General features: G+C 73.6%; 11 protein-coding genes, 1 tRNA gene and 4 pseudogenes. 10 read left to right on the plus strand and 6 right to left on the minus strand.

The window, feature by feature from the left end; all coding sequences use genetic code 11:
* Positions 1 to 297: GNAT family N-acetyltransferase (locus EAO70_RS18825; RefSeq protein WP_148005225.1), on the minus strand; the 297-nt coding region annotated here is incomplete at its 3' end.
* A 132-nt stretch (positions 298 to 429) separates the two neighbouring features.
* On the opposite strand from EAO70_RS18825, the gene EAO70_RS18830 reads away from it, so the two are divergent.
* Positions 430 to 3,228 (plus strand): alpha/beta fold hydrolase, encoded by a 2,799-nt coding sequence (locus tag EAO70_RS18830; RefSeq protein ID WP_261992940.1) that lies wholly within the window; start codon positions 430 to 432, stop codon positions 3,226 to 3,228.
* A gap of 14 nt (positions 3,229 to 3,242) precedes the next feature.
* The gene (locus tag EAO70_RS18840; protein ID WP_261992941.1) at positions 3,243 to 4,145 is read left to right on the plus strand and encodes an ABC transporter permease; all 903 of its coding nucleotides are present in this window, start codon (positions 3,243 to 3,245) and stop codon (positions 4,143 to 4,145) included.
* A gap of 57 nt (positions 4,146 to 4,202) precedes the next feature.
* On the opposite strand, the gene EAO70_RS18845 is transcribed toward EAO70_RS18840, so the two are convergent.
* A complete protein-coding gene (locus EAO70_RS18845; protein ID WP_148004078.1) occupies positions 4,203 to 4,928 on the minus strand; it encodes a DNA-binding response regulator in 726 nt (241 codons plus the stop codon).
* Between the two features lie 215 nt (positions 4,929 to 5,143).
* On the opposite strand from EAO70_RS18845, the gene EAO70_RS18850 reads away from it, so the two are divergent.
* The 4 genes from EAO70_RS18850 (at position 5,144) to EAO70_RS18865 (ending at position 10,763) form a co-directional block, all read left to right on the plus strand.
* Complete coding sequence (locus EAO70_RS18850; protein WP_148004079.1) at positions 5,144 to 6,763, plus strand: vWA domain-containing protein; 1,620 nt, start codon at positions 5,144 to 5,146, stop codon at positions 6,761 to 6,763.
* A 33-nt stretch (positions 6,764 to 6,796) separates the two neighbouring features.
* Entirely contained in the window at positions 6,797 to 7,264 is a 468-nt protein-coding gene (locus EAO70_RS18855) for a DUF1772 domain-containing protein (RefSeq protein WP_148004080.1), read from the plus strand.
* 375 nt (positions 7,265 to 7,639) lie between these two features.
* Positions 7,640 to 8,521 (plus strand): AfsR/SARP family transcriptional regulator, encoded by an 882-nt coding sequence (locus EAO70_RS18860; protein ID WP_148004081.1) that lies wholly within the window; start codon positions 7,640 to 7,642, stop codon positions 8,519 to 8,521.
* A gap of 214 nt (positions 8,522 to 8,735) precedes the next feature.
* A complete protein-coding gene (locus EAO70_RS18865) occupies positions 8,736 to 10,763 on the plus strand; it encodes a helix-turn-helix domain-containing protein (RefSeq protein ID WP_148004082.1) in 2,028 nt (675 codons plus the stop codon).
* Between the two features lie 93 nt (positions 10,764 to 10,856).
* On the opposite strand, the gene EAO70_RS18870 is transcribed toward EAO70_RS18865, so the two are convergent.
* Together EAO70_RS18870 and EAO70_RS40400 are read right to left on the minus strand one after the other, a co-directional pair.
* Entirely contained in the window at positions 10,857 to 12,128 is a 1,272-nt protein-coding gene (locus tag EAO70_RS18870; RefSeq protein WP_148004083.1) for a transposase, read from the minus strand.
* A 186-nt stretch (positions 12,129 to 12,314) separates the two neighbouring features.
* A pseudogene (locus EAO70_RS40400) lies at positions 12,315 to 12,434 on the minus strand (CrcB protein); the annotation flags it as partial.
* 32 nt (positions 12,435 to 12,466) lie between these two features.
* On the opposite strand from EAO70_RS40400, the pseudogene EAO70_RS39325 reads away from it, so the two are divergent.
* A pseudogene (locus EAO70_RS39325) lies at positions 12,467 to 12,835 on the plus strand (sortase domain-bontaining protein); the annotation flags it as partial.
* A gap of 73 nt (positions 12,836 to 12,908) precedes the next feature.
* Positions 12,909 to 13,319: a GNAT family N-acetyltransferase gene (locus tag EAO70_RS18885; protein ID WP_148004084.1), complete on the plus strand. Its 411-nt coding sequence runs from the start codon at positions 12,909 to 12,911 to the stop codon at positions 13,317 to 13,319.
* Between the two features lie 329 nt (positions 13,320 to 13,648).
* On the opposite strand, the pseudogene EAO70_RS18890 reads toward EAO70_RS18885, so the two are convergent.
* Positions 13,649 to 13,762, minus strand: a pseudogene (locus EAO70_RS18890) (TerD family protein); the annotation flags it as partial.
* 101 nt (positions 13,763 to 13,863) lie between these two features.
* Positions 13,864 to 13,936 (minus strand) — tRNA-Arg (locus EAO70_RS18895).
* Positions 13,937 to 14,239: 303 nt separating this feature from the next.
* Between EAO70_RS18895 and EAO70_RS40405 the strand changes: the two are divergent.
* A pseudogene (locus EAO70_RS40405) lies at positions 14,240 to 15,133 on the plus strand (dynamin family protein); the annotation flags it as partial.
* A gap of 691 nt (positions 15,134 to 15,824) precedes the next feature.
* Positions 15,825 to 17,489, plus strand: a complete 1,665-nt coding sequence (gene ettA / locus EAO70_RS18910) for an energy-dependent translational throttle protein EttA (protein ID WP_148004085.1) — start codon at positions 15,825 to 15,827, stop codon at positions 17,487 to 17,489.

Below are 17,489 nucleotides of genomic sequence, written 5' to 3' on the forward strand. Positions count from 1 at the left end.
GCCCCGCTCCTCCGCCGCCGCGAGCAGCGCCTCCGTCAGGGCCCGCCCCACCCCACGCCTCCGGTGGTCCTCGTCCACGGAGAGCTCGTAGAGGCACATCTCCGTCCCCTTGTCCGGGTGGATCATCTCCACCCCCGAGACGAACCCGGCGGGGAAGCCGTCCTCCGTGTAGGCGATCAGCATCAGATGCCCCGGCGCCGCCAGGAAACGCGCCGCCCAGTCCTCCCGGGGCGGGTCGTCGTACAGGTGCGCCGCCGCCAGCAGCTCCGCCACCGTGGCCGCCCGCCGGATCTCGATCACGTCTCTCCTCCGTCCAGCCGCGTACCGCGCCTGCTGTACGCGGACGGTACTGCGTACGACCGGAGGAGGTGCGCCGATTCCGCCTGCGGACAGCCGTGCCGCACAGGCCGTCCGCTTAGGCTCGACACCATGCGACTCCGACTTCCCCGGTGGGCCGCGGTCACCGCCGTCCTCGCCGTCCTCGCGGGTGCCGGCACCTGGACCGCCGCCGCCTCGGACGATCCGCCGCCCGTGCACCGGGCGGACCGGATGCTCGACCTCGACGGCACCCGCATCGACACCTCGTACTTCACCGGCGACACCGACGGACGCCGGCCGGCGGTCCTCCTCGGCCACGGCTTCGGCGGCTCCAAGGACGACGTGCGCGCCCAGGCCGAGCAGCTCGCCCGCGACGGCTACGCCGTGCTCACCTGGTCCGCGCGCGGCTTCGGCGCCTCCGCCGGGGAGATCGGACTGAACGACCCCGACCACGAGGTCAAGGACGCCCGGAAGCTGGTCGACTGGCTCGCCACCCGCCCCGAGGTGCTCCTCGACGGACCGGGCGACCCCCGCGTCGGCGTCACCGGCGCCTCCTACGGCGGCGCGATCTCCCTGCTGGCCGCCGGGTACGACGGGCGCGTCGACGCGATCGCCCCCCAGATCACCTACTGGAACCTCGCCGACGCCCTCTTCCCGGACGGCGTCTTCAAGAAGCTCTGGGCTGGGATCTTCTTCTCCGCGGGGAACCAGCCCGGGGCCCTGGACGGGGCGGGGACCGCCCCGACCGGTGAACCCGCCGAGCGGCCGGCCACCGGGCGGTCCGGATCCGGGACGTCCGCCCCCGGGGACGCCTCGGCCGGCAAGGCCGCGCCCGGGAAGCCCGGGGCCTGCGGCCGGTTCACCCCCGAGATCTGCTCCCTCTACGAGCGCGTCGCCGTCTCCGGGAAGCCCGACGCCGCGGCCCGCGCCCTCCTCGAAGCCCGCAGCCCCTCGGCCGTCGGCGCGAGGATCAAGGTGCCGGCCCTCCTCGTCCAGGGGCAGTCCGACTCGCTCTTCACCCTGGCCCAGTCCGACGCCATGGCCCGGACCCTCACCGCCAACGGCGCCCCCGTCGCCGTCGACTGGATCTCCGGCGGCCACGACGGCGGCGACCGCGAGACCGACCGCGTCGAGCGGCGGATCAGCACCTGGTTCGACCGCTGGCTGAAGAAGGACACCGCGGCCGACACCGGCCCCGCCTTCCGCGTCAGCCGGACCGGCGGTGTCGACTCCACCGACGGGCAGGCCACCCTGCGCGCCGCGACCGCCGACCGCTACCCGGGCCTCACCGCCGGCACCGTCGGCGTCCCGCTCGCCGGACCGGCGCAGACCTTCGCGAACCCGCCCGGCGCCGCACCGCCCGCCGTCTCCGCCGTCCCCGGCCTCGGTGGCGGAGTCGCCGGACTCTCCTCCCTCGGGGTCGGCCTCTCCCTCGACTTCCCCGGCCAGCACGCCCGGTTCGACGCGAAACCGCAGGCCGAGCCGCTCCGCGTCACCGGCACCCCGACCGTCCGGGTCAAGGTCGCGTCCACCGCCGCCGACGGCTCCGCCGTCCTCTTCGCCAAGGTGTACGACGTCGGGCCCGACGGCCGGCAGCAGGTGCTGCCCGCCCAGCTGGTCGCCCCCGTCCGCGTCGACGGAGCCCGGGCCGGCAAGAGCGTGACGCTCACCCTGCCCGCCATCGACCACGAGGTGGAGGCCGGGCACCGGCTCCGGCTCGTCGTCGCCGCCACCGACCTCGGCTACGCCTCGCCGGCCGCCCCCGCCGCCTACACGGTCACCGTCGAGGGCCCGCTCACCGTGCCCACCGCGGCCGGCCTCGACACCCAGGCCGCGGCCCTGCCCTGGTGGGTGTGGGGCCTGCCGCTCCTCGGCCTCGCCGCGGCCGCCGCGCTGCTCCTCACCGCCCGCCGCCGCACCGCCGCTCCCGCGCCCGACCCCCAACTGGCCGCCGTACCGCTCCAGATCAGCGGGCTTTCCAAGAAGTACAAGGGCGGCGACCGGTACAGCGTCAAGGACCTCACCTTCCGCGTCGAGCAGGGCCAGGTCCTCGGCCTCCTCGGGCCGAACGGCGCGGGGAAGACCACCACCCTGCGCATGCTGATGGGCCTGATCACCCCCGACGAGGGCGAGATCCGGGTCTTCGGCCAGGCCATCCGGCCCGGCGCCCCGGTCCTCTCCCGCGTCGGCTCGTTCGTCGAGGGCGCCGGCTTCCTGCCGCACCTCGACGGCCGGGAGAACCTGGACCTGTACTGGAAGGCCACCGGCCGTCCCGCCGAGGACGCCCATGTCGACGAGGCCCTGCGGATCGCCAACCTGGGCAACGCCCTCGACCGCGCCGTCCGCACCTACTCGCAGGGCATGCGGCAGCGCCTCGCCCTCGCCCAGGCCATGCTCGGCCTGCCGGACCTGCTGATCCTGGACGAGCCCACCAACGGACTCGACCCGCCGCAGATCCGCGAGATGCGCGAGGTGATGATCCGGTACGCGGCCGGCGGCCGCACCGTCATCGTCTCCAGCCACCTCCTCGCCGAGGTCGAGCAGTCCTGCACCCACCTCGTCGTCATGGACCGCGGACAGCTCGTCCAGGCCGGTCCGGTCGCCGAGATCACCGGTTCCGGCGACACCCTGCTCGTGACCCTCGGGGAGCCCGTCCCCGACGCCCTCGTCGAGAAGGTCGGCGCCCTCGCGGGCGTCGCCGCCGCGACCCGCACCGAGGGCGGCATCCTGGTCCGCCTCGACACCCTCGACCCGACCGCCCTCATCGGCGAACTGGTCGCCCTGGACGTGCCGCTGACCGGTGTCGGACCGCACCGGCGCCCTCGACGAACGAGCCGACGCGGGAGAGGACCGGGGCGCCGGGCCGGATGGCCTGGCCGAAGACCCGGATCTCGCCCTCGTCGGGGGTGATCAGGCCCATCAGCATGCGCAGGGTGGTGGTCTTCCCCGCGCCGTTCGGCCCGAGGAGGCCGAGGACCCCGGTGGACGCCGCCCCCGGCTACCGCGCCGGACGCACCCTGCCGCTGCGCGTCGAGGCCCTGCGCCAGTGGAAGCGCCGCCGCACCATGATCATGGGCGGCATCCTGGTCGCCCTCCCGTTCGTCCTGTTGATCGCCTTCGCGATCGGCGGCGACCAGGACCGCGGCGGCAGCGGCCGCATCACCCTGATGGACACGGCGACCGCCTCCGGCGCCAACTTCGCGGCGACCAGCCTCTTCGTCTCGGCCGGATTCCTCCTCGTCATCCCCGTGGCGCTGTTCTGCGGGGACACCGTCGCCTCCGAGGCGAGCTGGTCATCCCTGCGCTACCTGCTCGCCGCGCCCGTGCCCCGCTCCCGGCTCCTGGCCTCCAAACTGGCGGTCGCCCTCGCCTACAGCGCGGCCGCGATGATCCTCCTGCCGCTCGTGGCCCTGGCCGTGGGCACGGTCGCCTACGGCTGGGGGCCGCTCCAGCTGCCCACCGGCGGTGCGGTGCCCGCCGGGGACGCGGTGCTCCGTATCGGCATCGCGGTCGCCTTCGTCTTCGCGTCCCAACTGGTCACCGCGGGACTCGCCTTCTGGCTCTCCACCCGCACCGACGCCCCGCTGGGCGCGGTCGGCGGTGCCGTCGGCCTGACCATCGTCGGCAACGTCCTGGACGCCGTCACGGCACTCGGCGACTGGCGCGACTACCTGCCCGCGCACTGGCAGTTCGCCTGGATCGACGCGCTCCAGCCGCAGCTGGAGTGGGGCGGCATGATCAAGGGGACGGCGATCTCCCTGACGTACGCCCTCGTCCTCTTCGCCCTGGCCTTCCGCGGCTTCGCCCGCAAGGACATCGTGTCGTAGGTCCCGGGCGCACGTCCCGGCCGTCCCGGCCGTCCGGGCCGGGGCCCCGGGGTCTTCTCACAGCCACCCCCTTCGAGCCGCTTCCGCGCCCGCGCGGAAGCGGCTCGTCGTGCCCAGGGCCGCCATCAGCTCGCCGACCCGCCGGCTGTAGGTCCGCGCGGACATGCCGAGCCGGGTCGCCGCCGTCTCGTCCGTGACCCCCGACAGCAGGGCGTCGAGCACCGGACGCAGCTGAGGGGCCAGGTCGTCGCACGGCCGCCGCGGGGGCGGCGGCGCGTACGCCGGCTCCTCGGCCGTGTTCCAGCAGTGGTGGTGCGCCCGGGCCAGGGCCTGCACCACCACCGGGTCGCGGATCAGCAGCAGTCCGTTGTAGAGCAGCTCCAGGTCGAGCGGGATCGCGGCCACCGTCCGGTCGACGACGATCATCTTGAACGGGATGGTCTCCGCGAGCCGGGCCCGGCCGGGGATCCGGAGCTCGCCCTCGATGAACGGCCGCGCGTGCCGCGGCACGATCCGCCGGACCTCGCTCGCCCGCTCCGCCGCCGCGCGCATGCACGCGCCCGCCAGCTCCAGGAACGGCTCGGGGATCGCGCACCCCGCGGACGCGACCGGGTCGTCGAACGTCAGCAGCTCGTACCGGGTGGAGGCGGCCAGCCCGGCGAGCGCCGCGCTGATGCGCCGCGCACCCCGGACCGGGCGCCCCGCGGGCCGCTGTCCCTCGGTCGCGGCCCGGTTCATCGCCGAACGGGCGAGCATCACGGAGCCCGCGCTGCTCTCTGCCACCGCTGACCACCCCCGCCCGATCGATGTCCACTCCATGTACGCATGTGACTGCACACGGTGACAACCCCTGTTGAGAAGGATGGCGAATCCATGCCACCGGTTGCCCGCCCGTCCGTCGTTGCCGCATCGAGACCCATCCGCAACTCCTTCGACGGCTCCGGGCGGGGCCCGGGTTCGTCACATTCACAAGTGGCTTACCAAGAGGGGGAGATGACATGGGACGACAGGGCAAGACGCCGGCAGGCCGCCGCGGGGCCCGGTTCTCGGCCACCGTCGCCGCACTGCTCGCGGCCGGACTGGCCGTAGGCGGCTGCGCCGGCGACGGCGGCCAGAGCAGCGCGGACCACGCGACGGAAGAGAAGGTCCGAACCGCCCCGGCCGCACCATCCGCCCCGTCAGCCCCGGGCGGGGGCGCGGACACCGTGAACCCCGAGGGCACGGCGCGGGACGGGCGGCCCTCCGCCGCACCCGCCCCCGACTACCTCTCCACGTTCGCCCTGGACGTGGACACCGCCTCGTACGGCTACGCCCGCCGCACCCTCGCCGAGGGACGGCTGCCCGACCCGGCGACCGTACGCCCCGAGGAGTTCGTCAACAGCTTCCGCCCCGATTACCCCCGACCGGAGGACAACGGGTTCAGCGTGACCCTGGACGGCGCGCGCGCCGGGCAGGACGGCTGGTCGCTCGTCCGGGTCGGCCTCGCCACGCGCGCCGCGGACCGGCGCGGCGAACGCCCGCCCGCCGCCCTCACCTTCGTCGTCGACGTCTCCGGCTCGATGGCCGAGCCGGGCCGGCTCGACCTGGTCAAGGAGTCGCTGGGGCTGCTCGCCGACGAGCTCCGCGACGACGACTCGATCGGCCTCGTGGCCTTCAGCGACCAGGCCGAGACCCGGCTGCCGCTGACCCGGCTGGGCGACGCCCGCGGCCGGGTCCGCGACGCGGTGGCCGCCCTCGCGACGAGTTCCTCCACCAATGTCGAGGCGGGTGTCCGCACCGGCTACGACGTGGCCGTCAAGGGTCACCGCGAGGGCGCCACCAACCGGGTCGTGCTGCTCTCCGACGCCCTGGCCAACACCGGGGCCACCGAGGCCGGCACGATCCTGGAGCGCATCGAGGCGGAGCGGAAGCGGTACGGGATCACCCTCTTCGGCGTCGGCGTGGGCAGCGACTACGGCGACGCGTTCATGGAGCAGCTCGCCGACCGGGGCGACGGCCAGACGACGTACGTCTCCGACACGGCACAGGCCCGCAAGGTCTTCGTCGACCAGCTGCCCGCCCACGTGGAGCTGCGCGCACGGGACGCCAAGGCGCAGGTCGCCTTCGACCGGCGGACCGTGGAGAAGTTCCGGCTGATCGGCTACGAGAACCGCGAGGTCGCGGACGAGGACTTCCGCGACGACCGGGTCGACGGCGGCGAGGTCGGAGCCGGGCACACGGTCACCGCCCTGTACGCGGTGAAGACGCGGGCCGGGGCGAGCGGCCCGGTGGCCACCGCCACCGTCCGGTGGCTCGACCCGGCCACGCGCGCGCCCCACGAGCGCTCCGGCTCGGTCGGGACGGCCGCCCTCGCCGGCGACCTCTGGGGCGGCGGCCACGACAGTCTGCAACTGACCGCGATCACCGCCTACTTCGCGGACGCGCTGCGCGGCGGGGAGCTGCCGGGCGCCCCGGGGCTCGCGGCGCTCGCGGAGCGCGCCGAGTCGATCGCCGGCCGCTCGGGGTCGGCGGTGGTGCGCGAGCTGGCGGCGGCCGTGCGGCAGGCGGACGGCCTCCGCGGTCCGGCTGAAGGACCCTCTGACGAGGGTGAGTTGAAGTCTGGTGACCCGTACAGCTGACACATGGGGCGGGTGGCGGGTGAGAATGACCGCATGGCTTCCCTGCTGCTCGCCCTCGCCGTCGGATGCGCCGGCCTCTACGCCGGTTTCATGCTGATCTTCCAGACCGGGATCATGCCCGCGCTCGCCCGTCTGACGGACGCCGAGTTCGTGACCGCGATGCGCCGGATCAACGAAGCCGTGCCGCGGGCCGTGTTCATGACCGTCTTCCTCGGGGTGCTCGCCTTCCCCGCCGCCGCGTTCTTCGTCACGGTCGACGGGCGGACGGACGCCGAGAGGTGGCTGGTGCTCGGGGGGCTCGTGTGCGCGGCCCTGAACCACGCGGTCACCGTCGGCGGCAACGTGCCGCTGAACAACGCGCTGGCCGCCTCGGAGGCGACGGGTGACGAGCCGTCGGCCGTGCGGGCCGCGTTCGAGGGGCGCTGGAACGGTCTGCACCGCGTCCGCACGCTCCTGATCACCGTCGCGTTCGGCCTGCTGACCGCCGCCGCCGTGGTCTAGGCAGTCCCCTCCGCGCCCGCCGAGCGCCCTCGCGGCCGGGTCCGGCGGGCCGTCCCGTGTCGGGGCGGCCGCGGAACCGTACCCGGTGGACGGTTTCTGGCGCGATCTCGTGCGTGTCGGCCTCTTCGACATCCACGCCGATCCTGCGAAAGCGTACCCCCGAGTCCGGAAACAGTCTTCGGGGGTGTGTCGGTCTGCGCCAGTGACGAAAATCTTACGGCCTTATACCTGCCCAAAGGGGGTGAATCACCCCGATATCCCGGGTTGGGTTTCCGTACCCTCCGGTTTCTTATTGACATGCCTACGGGGGTCTTTTCTAATCATCGAGAGTCATCCCGCGCGCTGACACGCACAGGCATGGATGGAGGGGGCAAGGTGGACGTCCGGATTCTGGGGGGACTGTCGGTACGTGAGCACGGGGTGTCGATCACCCCGACAGCCGCCGCGCCCCGGCAGCTCCTCGCCCTGCTCACGGCCAGCGCCGACCAGGTCGTCCCCGTCACGGTGCTCACCGAGGAACTGTGGCCGTCCGGCGCCCCCCGCGGCGCACGGACCGAACTCCAGTCACACATAGCCGAGTTGCGCACCCTCATCGCGGGCGCGCTGCGCGGCGCCGCCCCGGCGGAACCCGGACCCGGCTGGTCCGACCGGCGCACCGCCGACGCGATCCTCGTCTCCCAGCCCGGCGGCTACCGGCTCGACACCGGCGGCGGCACCAACGACGTCCGGCAGTTCGAGCGCGCGGCCGGCGCCGGCTACCGCGCCATGGAGGCCGGCGACCTCTCCCGCGCCGCCCTCCGCCTCGGCGAGGCACTCGCCCTGTGGCGCGGCGAACCCTACGCGGGCGTCGCCGCCGGCCCCCGCCTCCGCCGCGAGATCGAGCGCCTGGAGACCTCCCGCCTCAGCGTCCTCGACCAGTGGGTGGAGGCCCAGCTCGGCCTCGGCCGGCACGCCGAACTCGTCTCCGAACTCTCCGGACTCGTCGCCCGCTACCGCACCAACGAGCCCCTCCACGCCCACTACATGGTGGCCCTGCTGCGCTGCGGCCAGTACGACGAGGCCCTCACCGTGTACGAGCGGCTGCGCGCCGCCCTCAAGGGGGAGAGCGGCATGGAGCCCTCGGCCCGGCTCCGCCGGCTCCAGCGCTCCGTCCTCGCCGTCCGCGACACCGCGGTCCGCCCCCTCTACGCACCCCGCGTCCCGGCGCAGTTCGGCCCCGCCCGGGCCCGCCGCGTCCCGGCGGGATCCGTGGGCTGACCGCCCGGCGCGGCCCCGGCACGGCCGCGCCACCCACCCGACCGCTCCCGGCGGACGACCGGCCTGACCATCCGGACGCCGCCCCGGAGCCTTCACCGGGAACCAACCGGGGCAACCCGTCGTTGACCGCTTCCCGGAGCCGACATACTTTTCGGCGAGCAGTGCGGGTTTCCTCCCAGGTGCCCGATTTCGCTGGACTACGGGGGACGAGGCCATGACGTTGGACCGCGCGGACGGAACCGGCGGTGCCGACGCGCTGCTCTCCGTCCTCGAACTGCTGGCCCGGCAGGCCCCGCCCGCCCGCTTCGCCGGCCTCCTCGACGAGGCCCGGCTCGCCGGACTCGCCGGAGCGGACCTCGACCGCCTCGAACGGGCCGTCGCACTCGCCGGCCGGATCGACACCGGACGCGAGCGGGAGGAGCGCCGCGAGGCCGAACTCGCCACCCTCACCGACACCGCCCGCGACCTCACCCTCTCCTACGACCTCGACAGCCTGCTGCGCGTGATCACCCGCCGCGCCCGCCGGCTCCTCGGCCTCGACCTCGCGTACGTCACCCTGCGCGGCCCGCACGGATCCTGCTCCGTCCACACCACCGAGGGCTCCCGCACCGGCCGGACCGGCGGACCGCGGATCGCCCCCGGACTGCGGATCGCCGAGGGCCACGGACTCGACGGCGCCGTCCAGTCCCACGGCGAGGCCGTCTGGACCGCCGACTACCTCGCCGACGAGCGGTTCGCCCTCTCCGGCTTCCTCGACACCGGGGTCCCCGCACCCGCCTTCGACGAGACCGCCGAAGCGGCCCTGCGCGCCGAGGGCCTGCACGCGATCATGGCCGCGCCGCTGCGCAGCGGCGACACCGTGATCGGCGCCCTGCACGGCGCCGACCGGCGGGTCCGCCAGCACACCGCCGAGGAGATCGGGCTCCTCACCGCCCTCGCCGACCTCGCCGCCCTCGCCGTCGAGAAGGCCGGACTCCTCGACCGGACCCGGGCCGAGGTCTCCGAACTCGAACGGGACAGCTCCCGCGTCCGCACCAGCCTCACCCGGATGCGGCACGTCAGCGAGGCCCACGGCCGGATCATGAACCTCGTCCTCGCCGGCGGCGACCTGGGCAGCGTGGCCAAGGCGGCCGCCGACGCCCTCGACGCCACCGTGACGATCCGCGACCAGGGCGGCCGCTGCCTCGCCGGCGCCGGCGACCTCCCCGGACTCGAAGAGGAGGCCGTCGCCAAGGCCTCCCTCGACGCGCACGCCCGCCGCCGCCCCGTCCTCGCCGACGACGACACCTGGGTCGCCCCCGTCATCGCGGGCTCCGAAGACCTCGGCGGCCTCGTCGTCCGCGCCGCCGGCGGCCTCACCGGAGAGGACGAACGGCTCCTCGAACTCGCCGCCCAGTCCGTCGCCTTCCTCCTCCTCATGCGCCGCTCCACCGCCGTCGCCGAGGGACCCGTCCGCGACGAACTCCTCGACGACCTCATCGCCGACCCGCCGCACGCCCCCCAGCAGATCGCCCAGCGGGCCCGCCGCCTCGGTGTCGACCTGCGCCGACCGCACGTCCTCGTGCTCGCCCGGCCGGAGGGCGGCGAGCAGGGCCGGGCCGTGGTGTGGGCGTCCTCGTACGCGTACCGGCTCAGCGGCCTGAAGACCGTGCAGGGCGGCTGCATCGTGCTGCTGCTCCCGGGCATCGACGCCTCCGCCGCCGCCCGCGCGGTCGCCGACGAACTGTCCCCGCTGCTCGGCCACCCCGTCTCCGTCGCCGCCGCCGGACCCGGCGAGAGCCCCGACGGCGTCGCCCGGATGCACCAGGAGGCCGGTCGCTGCCTGGACGCGATGAGCGCCCTCGGCGGCACCGGATCGGCGGCGTCCGTGCAGGACCTGGGCTTCCTCGGGCTGCTCCTCTCCGACGACAACGACGTCGACGGCTTCGTCGAGGCGGCGATCGGACCCGTCCTCGACTACGACGCCGAGCGGTTCACCGACCTCACCCACACCCTGGAGGCGTACTTCGCCTCCGGTGGCAGCCCGACGAACGCCGCCGAGGCGCTCCACGTGCACCCCAACACGGTCTCGCGCCGGCTGGAGCGGATCGGCGAGCTCCTCGGCCCCGAGTGGCAGAAGCCCGGCCAGGTCCTGGAGGTCCAGCTGGCGCTGCGACTCCAGCGCACCCGCGAGGTACTGGCCAGGGGCCGCGGGCCGGCCGACCCGACCCGGCAGCCGGGCCCGCCGGAGCGGAGCGGCTGACGCCCCGGCGCGGGCCGCGGACCGTCAGCTCGCGGACCGCGGACCGCTCAGCTCGCGGACCGCGGACCGCTCAGCTCGCGGACCGCGGACCGCTCAGCTCGCGGTCCGCGCCGTCCGTCCCGAGCCGTAGTCGGAGCGGTAGGACGACTCCCAGTCGGTGGCCGCCATGACCGTCGCCGCGTGGGCCGCCGACGCCAGCGTGATGTGCCGGTGCCAGCCCCGGAACGAACGGCCCACGAAGTCCCGCAGCCCCGCCCCCTCGCCGACCTCCACGAAGTCCCGCTCCACCCGGCGGGCCAGCTTCGTCAGCCGCAGCAGGGACCCGACCGGCGAACCGGTCAGATCGCTGATCCATACCCGGGCCGGAGGCCGCCGCGGGTCGTCCCACTCGCCCAGCAGCACCAGCGGACGCATCCGCTCGCCGCCCGGCGCGGGCAGCGCCACCCGGACCGCCGTGGCCAGCGAGGTCCGCGAGGTCCGCGCACCCGCCACCGTGTCCACCCAGCTCACCGGCCGGCGCAGCCCCTTGAGCGACTCCAGGATCTGCAGCGCGGACAGCGGACCGGCACCGAAGCCGGGCAGCGAACGGTCCGCGATCGCCAGCCGGGAACCCGGGCCGATCCGCGCCACCACCGGCACCCCCGCCCCGGCGAGCCGGGTCAGGGCCGCCCGGCCCGCGCCGCCCCGGATGTCGAGCAGCACCGGCTTGCGGGTCACGTCCGGCCAGCGGGCCGTGTCGAGCGCGGCCGCGACGGCGCACTCCTCCAGGGTCTCCTCGCCGGCCTCCTGCGGAACCTCCGCGCGGTCCCGCCGCGTCCGGTCGTTCACCCACGGATCCGGCAGGAACAGACGCCAGTTGACGGGCACGCTCAGCTCGTCGCTGGCGAACCACACACCGAACGCCTGCTGGCCGTGGAAGACCTGCCCGCGCTCCGGGTCGAACCGCCGGTCCACACCGACCGAGTGCTCCCCGGCCTTCGGTATCGGCATCGGCCGCACCACCCACGCCTGCGGGCAGCTGTTCCGCTCCAGATGGCGGGCGAGGGCCGCCCGCATCGGCTGCCAGTCCCAGGTGGAGCTGGACACGAAGTGGTGCAGGCTCTGCTCGGCGGCGGGACCGCCGATCTGCGCGGCGATGTTGCGGATGGACTTGCGGCCCTGTGCGGTCAGCAGACCGTGCAGGTACTGCTCGGCCTTCAGCCGCTGGTCCCGGCGCGGGAATCCGGAGAACAGCGCGGCACACAGCTCGGCGTAGACGTCCTCGCGCGAGCCGGCCGGGCCGGCGGCCTTGACGACGTCCAGGGGAACGGCCGGCGGAACAGCACCGGTGACGGCCCTGCGCTTGGTTGCGACGGATGTACTCACGACACTCCTGCCCGAAGGTTGCGCAGCTCCCTCCCGCTGCTCCACCACCGTCGCCCGCGACCGGCCCCCGCGACGAGGTGTACCCGGCACCCGAATCGGCCGCCTGATGGTGGCCGGACCACCCCCCGTCGAGTACGTCGTGAGCGCCCCGCACAGGCCGGTGCCGAGCAGCAGGTGGACCTCGGCCGACGCCACTCCGGTGAGCAGGCCGAGGAGGAACGAGCCGGCGATGTTCACCGCGAGGGTGCCCCAGGGGAAGGCGGGGCCGAGCCGGGCGCGCGCCGCGCGGTCCGTGAGGTGGCGCAGGGGCGCGCCGACGACGGACTGGCGGCGTCGCCGCCGAGCTCTCCATCCCCTCGATCGGTGTCGACGACCTGGACGTCCTGCCGTACGAGGGGACCACCGACGACCGCGCCGGCACCGTCATCCAGGACCGTGGCGACGCCGCCAGTCCCCACGGCGCGCGCGGCGGTGTGGGGCCGGGGCAGGTCGGCAACTACCTGGTGACCGCCCACCGGCTCTCCGCGGGCGGACCGCTGCGCGACCTGCCCGCGGTCGAGGTCGGGGACCTCGTGCACGTCACCGCGGGCGGCACCGTCTACACCTACGAGATCGTCGAGACGCGTTCGACGTCCTTCCGCTCGGCCCGTTCGCTCGCCGAGCAGCGGGCCGCCGTCCCCGGCGAACCGGACGTGAAGCCCACCCGGGTACGAACTGGTCGGCTGGACCGGAACGGTTCCGGACGAGCTGGCGGAGGCGTTCGCCTCGGCAAAGAACGCGATGAACGACATGCCGACCGGCGACATGGACTACGGCAGCCAGACCTGGACGGCGGACCGGGTCCGCGCCATGGCGGAGGTACTGGCCGACCGCGGCGACCTGCTGCTGACGACCGCGGCGCTGGGGAAGGGGGAGATGGCGGGGTACACCGAGATCGTGATCAGGTCGGGGGAGACCGAGCGGGCGCAGCAGTACGACACGGCGGTGGCACCGGCCCACCGCGGCCACGGGCTCGGGCTGTGGCTCAAGGCGGAGATGGTACGCAGACTCCGGGCCGAACACCCCGGGATCGGGGAGGTGGAGACGGACAACGCGCAGGAGAACACCCACATGCTGGCCGTGAACCGCAGCCTGGGCTTCTGCTTCCACCGCAGCACGCACGAGTACCAACTGGACCTCCGCACGGACTGACGGAGGGGGGCCGGCGGGGCGCGGCGGGGCGAAGGAAGACAGCCCGGTCCGCCGGCTGTCGGACTGCGAACGGTCAGCTGAAGACGACGTCCAGGACCTCGCCGACCCAGTACCGCACCTGGTGCCGCCGACTGCAGAACCGCCGAGGACGCCGCCCCCGCGCCTCACAGAGCGGCCGATGGCACTGCTTGCAACGCCTGACGCGCGTCCGATCCCCCATGCCGGGTGACTCTAGCGACCGCCTGGAAGGACTCGGAAACGCGGCCAAGCACCGCGCGGGGGAGGAAGGAACGCGCGGGGACCCCGCGCGGATCGCCCCGCGCGGCGGATCACTCCACGTCGACACCGCATCCACGTACGAGGGCCTCCAGGCCATGGTCGTAGCCCTGGCCGACGGCACGGAAGCGCCACTGCGGGCCCCGGCGGTAGATCTCCGCGCGGAGCGCGATCCAGCCACGGGGAACCTTCCCCGACCCCTTTGGCCTCGACCGAAAGCCACCCCCGAACAGCAGAAAGACCCTCCCGAAGGAGGGTCCCGATGCAGCGCCCCCGGCAGGACTCGAACCTGCGGCCAAGTGCTTAGAAGGCACCTGCTCTATCCACTGAGCTACGGGGGCCGGGTGGTGGCCTTGTGGTCAGGGGCCCCTTGTGGGTGGGGTGTGACCTGCCGGGACAAGGATAGGGCTCCGATCGCCTTGGCCCGGTTGCTTCACCTGCGTGGCACGATGTGGAGGTTCGGTGAAGCGGAACGATAATCGCAGGCAGGTGCGATTCGCGCAGCGGTTTTCACGCCGCTCGCGGCGGGTGTTGTGCACTCGTTATGCCTGGGGCTTCCGGCCACCGCCCTTCTCTTCGGCGCGCAGGGCCGCAATAGGCTTCAAAAACACTCATAAATTGGGCATTCTTCGCATGTGGTGACCTTGGACGAACGGCCTCAGCTGATCGACGCACTCTCCGCCCTGCGCGACCGTGTCGCCGCCGTGCGCCTTCCTCTCCCCCTTCCCGACACACCACGGGCCCGGCAGACCCGGGCCGAGCTGCTCGCCCAGCTCGACGACTACCTGGTGCCGCGGCTCAAAGATCCCGACGCCCCGCTGCTCGCCGTCGTCGGCGGGTCCACCGGGGCCGGCAAGTCCACCCTCGTCAACTCCCTTGTCGGGCGGCGCGTCAGCGAGTCCGGCGTGCTCCGGCCCACCACCCGCACCCCCGTGCTCGTCTGCCACCCCGAGGACCACCACTGGTTCGCCGGGATGCGCGTCCTCCCGCAGCTCACCCGCGTCTGGCTGCCCCAGGCCGACGACGAGCACGCCGACGACGCCCCGCCCCCCGAGGAGAACGCCCTCCGCGTCGAGACCGCCTCCTCCGTCCCCCGCGGCCTCGCCCTCCTCGACGCGCCCGACATCGACTCCCTGGTCGTGGAGAACCGTCTCCTCGCTGCCGAGTTGATGTGCGCCGCCGACATCTGGGTGATGGTCACCACCGCCTCGCGCTACGCCGACGCCGTCCCCTGGCACCTCCTCCGTACCGCCAAGGAGTACGACGCCACCCTCGTCACCGTCCTCGACCGGGTGCCCCACCAGGTCATCGGAGAGGTCTCCCGCCAGTACGAGGCCCTCCTCGACAAGGCCGGCCTCGGCGACGTGCCCCGCTTCACCATCCCCGAGCTCCCCGAGTCCGCCGACGGCGCCAGCGGACTCCTCCCCGACTCCGCCGTCGCCGCCCTCCGCGGCTGGCTCGCCCACCGCGCCCAGGACCCCGCCGCCCGCCAGCAGGCCGCCGAACGGACCGCCACCGGCGTCATCGACTCCCTCGACGCCGATCCGTTCGGCCGCCTCGCGGTCGCCGCTCGTCCGGACGGGGCCGAGGGCGGCGGCCGCGGGCTCGCGGCGCCAGGCGTCGCGGACGCGTTCCTCGGCGGCGGAGACGGCGCAGTGGAGGAGCGCGGCGAGGGATTCGGCGAGGGCGTCGAGGAGTTCGTCGGCGGTGCTGTCGCGGGGGTAGGCGCGCCAGCGGGTGCGGGCGTCGCCGGCGAGGACGGCGCCGCGGCCGAGCTGTTCGCGGACCCGCTTGGCCTGTTCGCCGTAGGCGGTGGTGACGGCGCCGCCGAGGCGGCCGGCGGCGGCGTACTGGGCGGCGACGGCGGCGGCCAGTTCGGGGAGCCGGGCGTCGAGGGAGTCGATGACGCCGGTGGCGGTCCGTTCGGCGGCCTGCTGGCGGGCGGCGGGGTCCTGGGCGCGGTGGGCGAGCCAGCCGCGGAGGGCGGCGACGGCGGAGTCGGGGAGGAGTCCGCTGGCGCCGTCGGCGGACTCGGGGAGCTCGGGGATGGTGAAGCGGGGCACGTCGCCGAGGCCGGCCTTGTCGAGGCCCGGCAGGAAGCTCAGCGTCACGTCATCGAGGATGACCTTGTCGCCGTGCGCCTTGCGCGCCTTACCGGTTTCCGCCCGGGGGTCCCGGTCAGGCAAGATGGGTGTATCTGCCCACTCACTCTTTGCCGGACGGTTTCTCTTGGCTGAGTACATCTACACGATGCGCAAGGCGCGCAAGGCGCACGGCGACAAGGTCATCCTCGATGACGTGACGCTGAGCTTCCTGCCGGGCGCGAAGATCGGTGTGGTCGGCCCGAACGGCGCCGGTAAGTCCACGGTTCTGAAGATCATGGCCGGCCTGGAGCAGCCGTCCAACGGCGACGCGTTCCTGTCGCCGGGCTTCACCGTCGGCATGCTCCTCCAGGAGCCCCCGCTCGACGAGTCGAAGACCGTCCTGGAGAACGTGCAGGACGGCGCCGCCGAGGTCATGGGGAAGCTGAAGCGCTTCAACGAGGTCGCGGAGCTCATGGCGACCGACTACTCGGACGCGCTCATGGACGAGATGGGCAAGCTCCAGGAGGACCTGGACCACGCCAACGCCTGGGACCTCGACACGCAGCTGGAGCAGGCCATGGACGCCCTGGGCTGCCCGCCCGGCGACTGGGCCGTCACCAACCTCTCCGGTGGCGAGAAGCGCCGCGTCGCGCTCTGCAAGCTGCTCCTCGAGGCGCCCGACCTGCTGCTCCTCGACGAGCCCACCAACCACCTCGACGCCGAGTCGGTGAACTGGCTGGAGCAGCACCTCGCCAAGTACCCCGGCACCGTCGTCGCCGTCACCCACGACCGCTACTTCCTCGACAACGTGGCCGAGTGGATCCTGGAGCTCGACCGCGGCCGCGCCCACCCGTACGAGGGCAACTACTCCACCTACCTCGACACCAAGGCCACCCGCCTCAAGGTCGAGGGCCAGAAGGACGCCAAGCGTGCGAAGCGTCTGAAGGAAGAGCTGGAGTGGGTCCGGTCGAACGCCAAGGGGCGCCAGGCCAAGTCCAAGGCCCGTCTCGCCCGGTACGAGGAGATGGCGGCCGAGGCCGACAAGATGCGGAAGCTGGACTTCGAGGAGATCCAGATCCCGCCGGGTCCGCGCCTGGGCTCCATCGTCGTCGAGGTCGAGAACCTCTCCAAGGCCTTCGGCGACAAGGTCCTGATCGACGACCTGTCCTTCACGCTCCCGCGCAACGGCATCGTCGGCGTCATCGGCCCGAACGGCGCCGGCAAGACCACGCTCTTCAAGATGCTCCAGGGTCTGGAGACCCCGGACTCCGGCACCGTCAAGGTCGGCGAGACCGTCAAGATCTCGTACGTCGACCAGAGCCGCGCCAACATCGACCCGAAGAAGACGCTGTGGGCCGTCGTCTCCGACGAGCTCGACTACATCAACGTCGGCCACGTCGAGATGCCCTCCCGCGCGTACGTCTCCGCGTTCGGCTTCAAGGGCCCGGACCAGCAGAAGCCGGCCGGTGTGCTCTCCGGCGGTGAGCGCAACCGCCTGAACCTCGCGCTCACCCTCAAGCAGGGCGGCAACCTGCTGCTCCTCGACGAGCCCACCAACGACCTCGACGTCGAGACCCTCTCCTCGCTGGAGAACGCGCTCCTGGAGTTCCCTGGCGCCGCGGTGGTCATCTCCCACGACCGCTGGTTCCTGGACCGGGTCGCGACCCACATCCTCGCGTACGAGGGCGAGTCGAAGTGGTTCTGGTTCGAGGGCAACTTCGAGTCCTACGAGAAGAACAAGATCGAGCGCCTCGGCCCGGACGCGGCCCGTCCGCACCGCGCCACGTACAAGAAGCTGACCCGAGGCTGA

This window comes from Streptomyces sp. adm13(2018) (assembly GCF_008042145.1).
Taxonomy (GTDB): Bacteria; Actinomycetota; Actinomycetes; order Streptomycetales; family Streptomycetaceae; genus Streptomyces.

Bases quoted from the DNA above. Each gene is read 5' to 3' on its own strand.
- EAO70_RS18830 (WP_261992940.1), top strand. From the start codon at position 430: ATGCGACTCCGACTTCCCCGGTGGGCCGCGGTCACCGCCGTCCTCGCC.
- EAO70_RS18840 (WP_261992941.1), top strand. From the start codon at position 3,243: ATGCGCAGGGTGGTGGTCTTCCCCGCGCCGTTCGGCCCGAGGAGGCCG.
- EAO70_RS18850 (WP_148004079.1), top strand. From the start codon at position 5,144: ATGGGACGACAGGGCAAGACGCCGGCAGGCCGCCGCGGGGCCCGGTTC.
- EAO70_RS18855 (WP_148004080.1), top strand. From the start codon at position 6,797: ATGGCTTCCCTGCTGCTCGCCCTCGCCGTCGGATGCGCCGGCCTCTAC.
- EAO70_RS18865 (WP_148004082.1), top strand. From the start codon at position 8,736: ATGACGTTGGACCGCGCGGACGGAACCGGCGGTGCCGACGCGCTGCTC.
- EAO70_RS18885 (WP_148004084.1), top strand. From the start codon at position 12,909: ATGAACGACATGCCGACCGGCGACATGGACTACGGCAGCCAGACCTGG.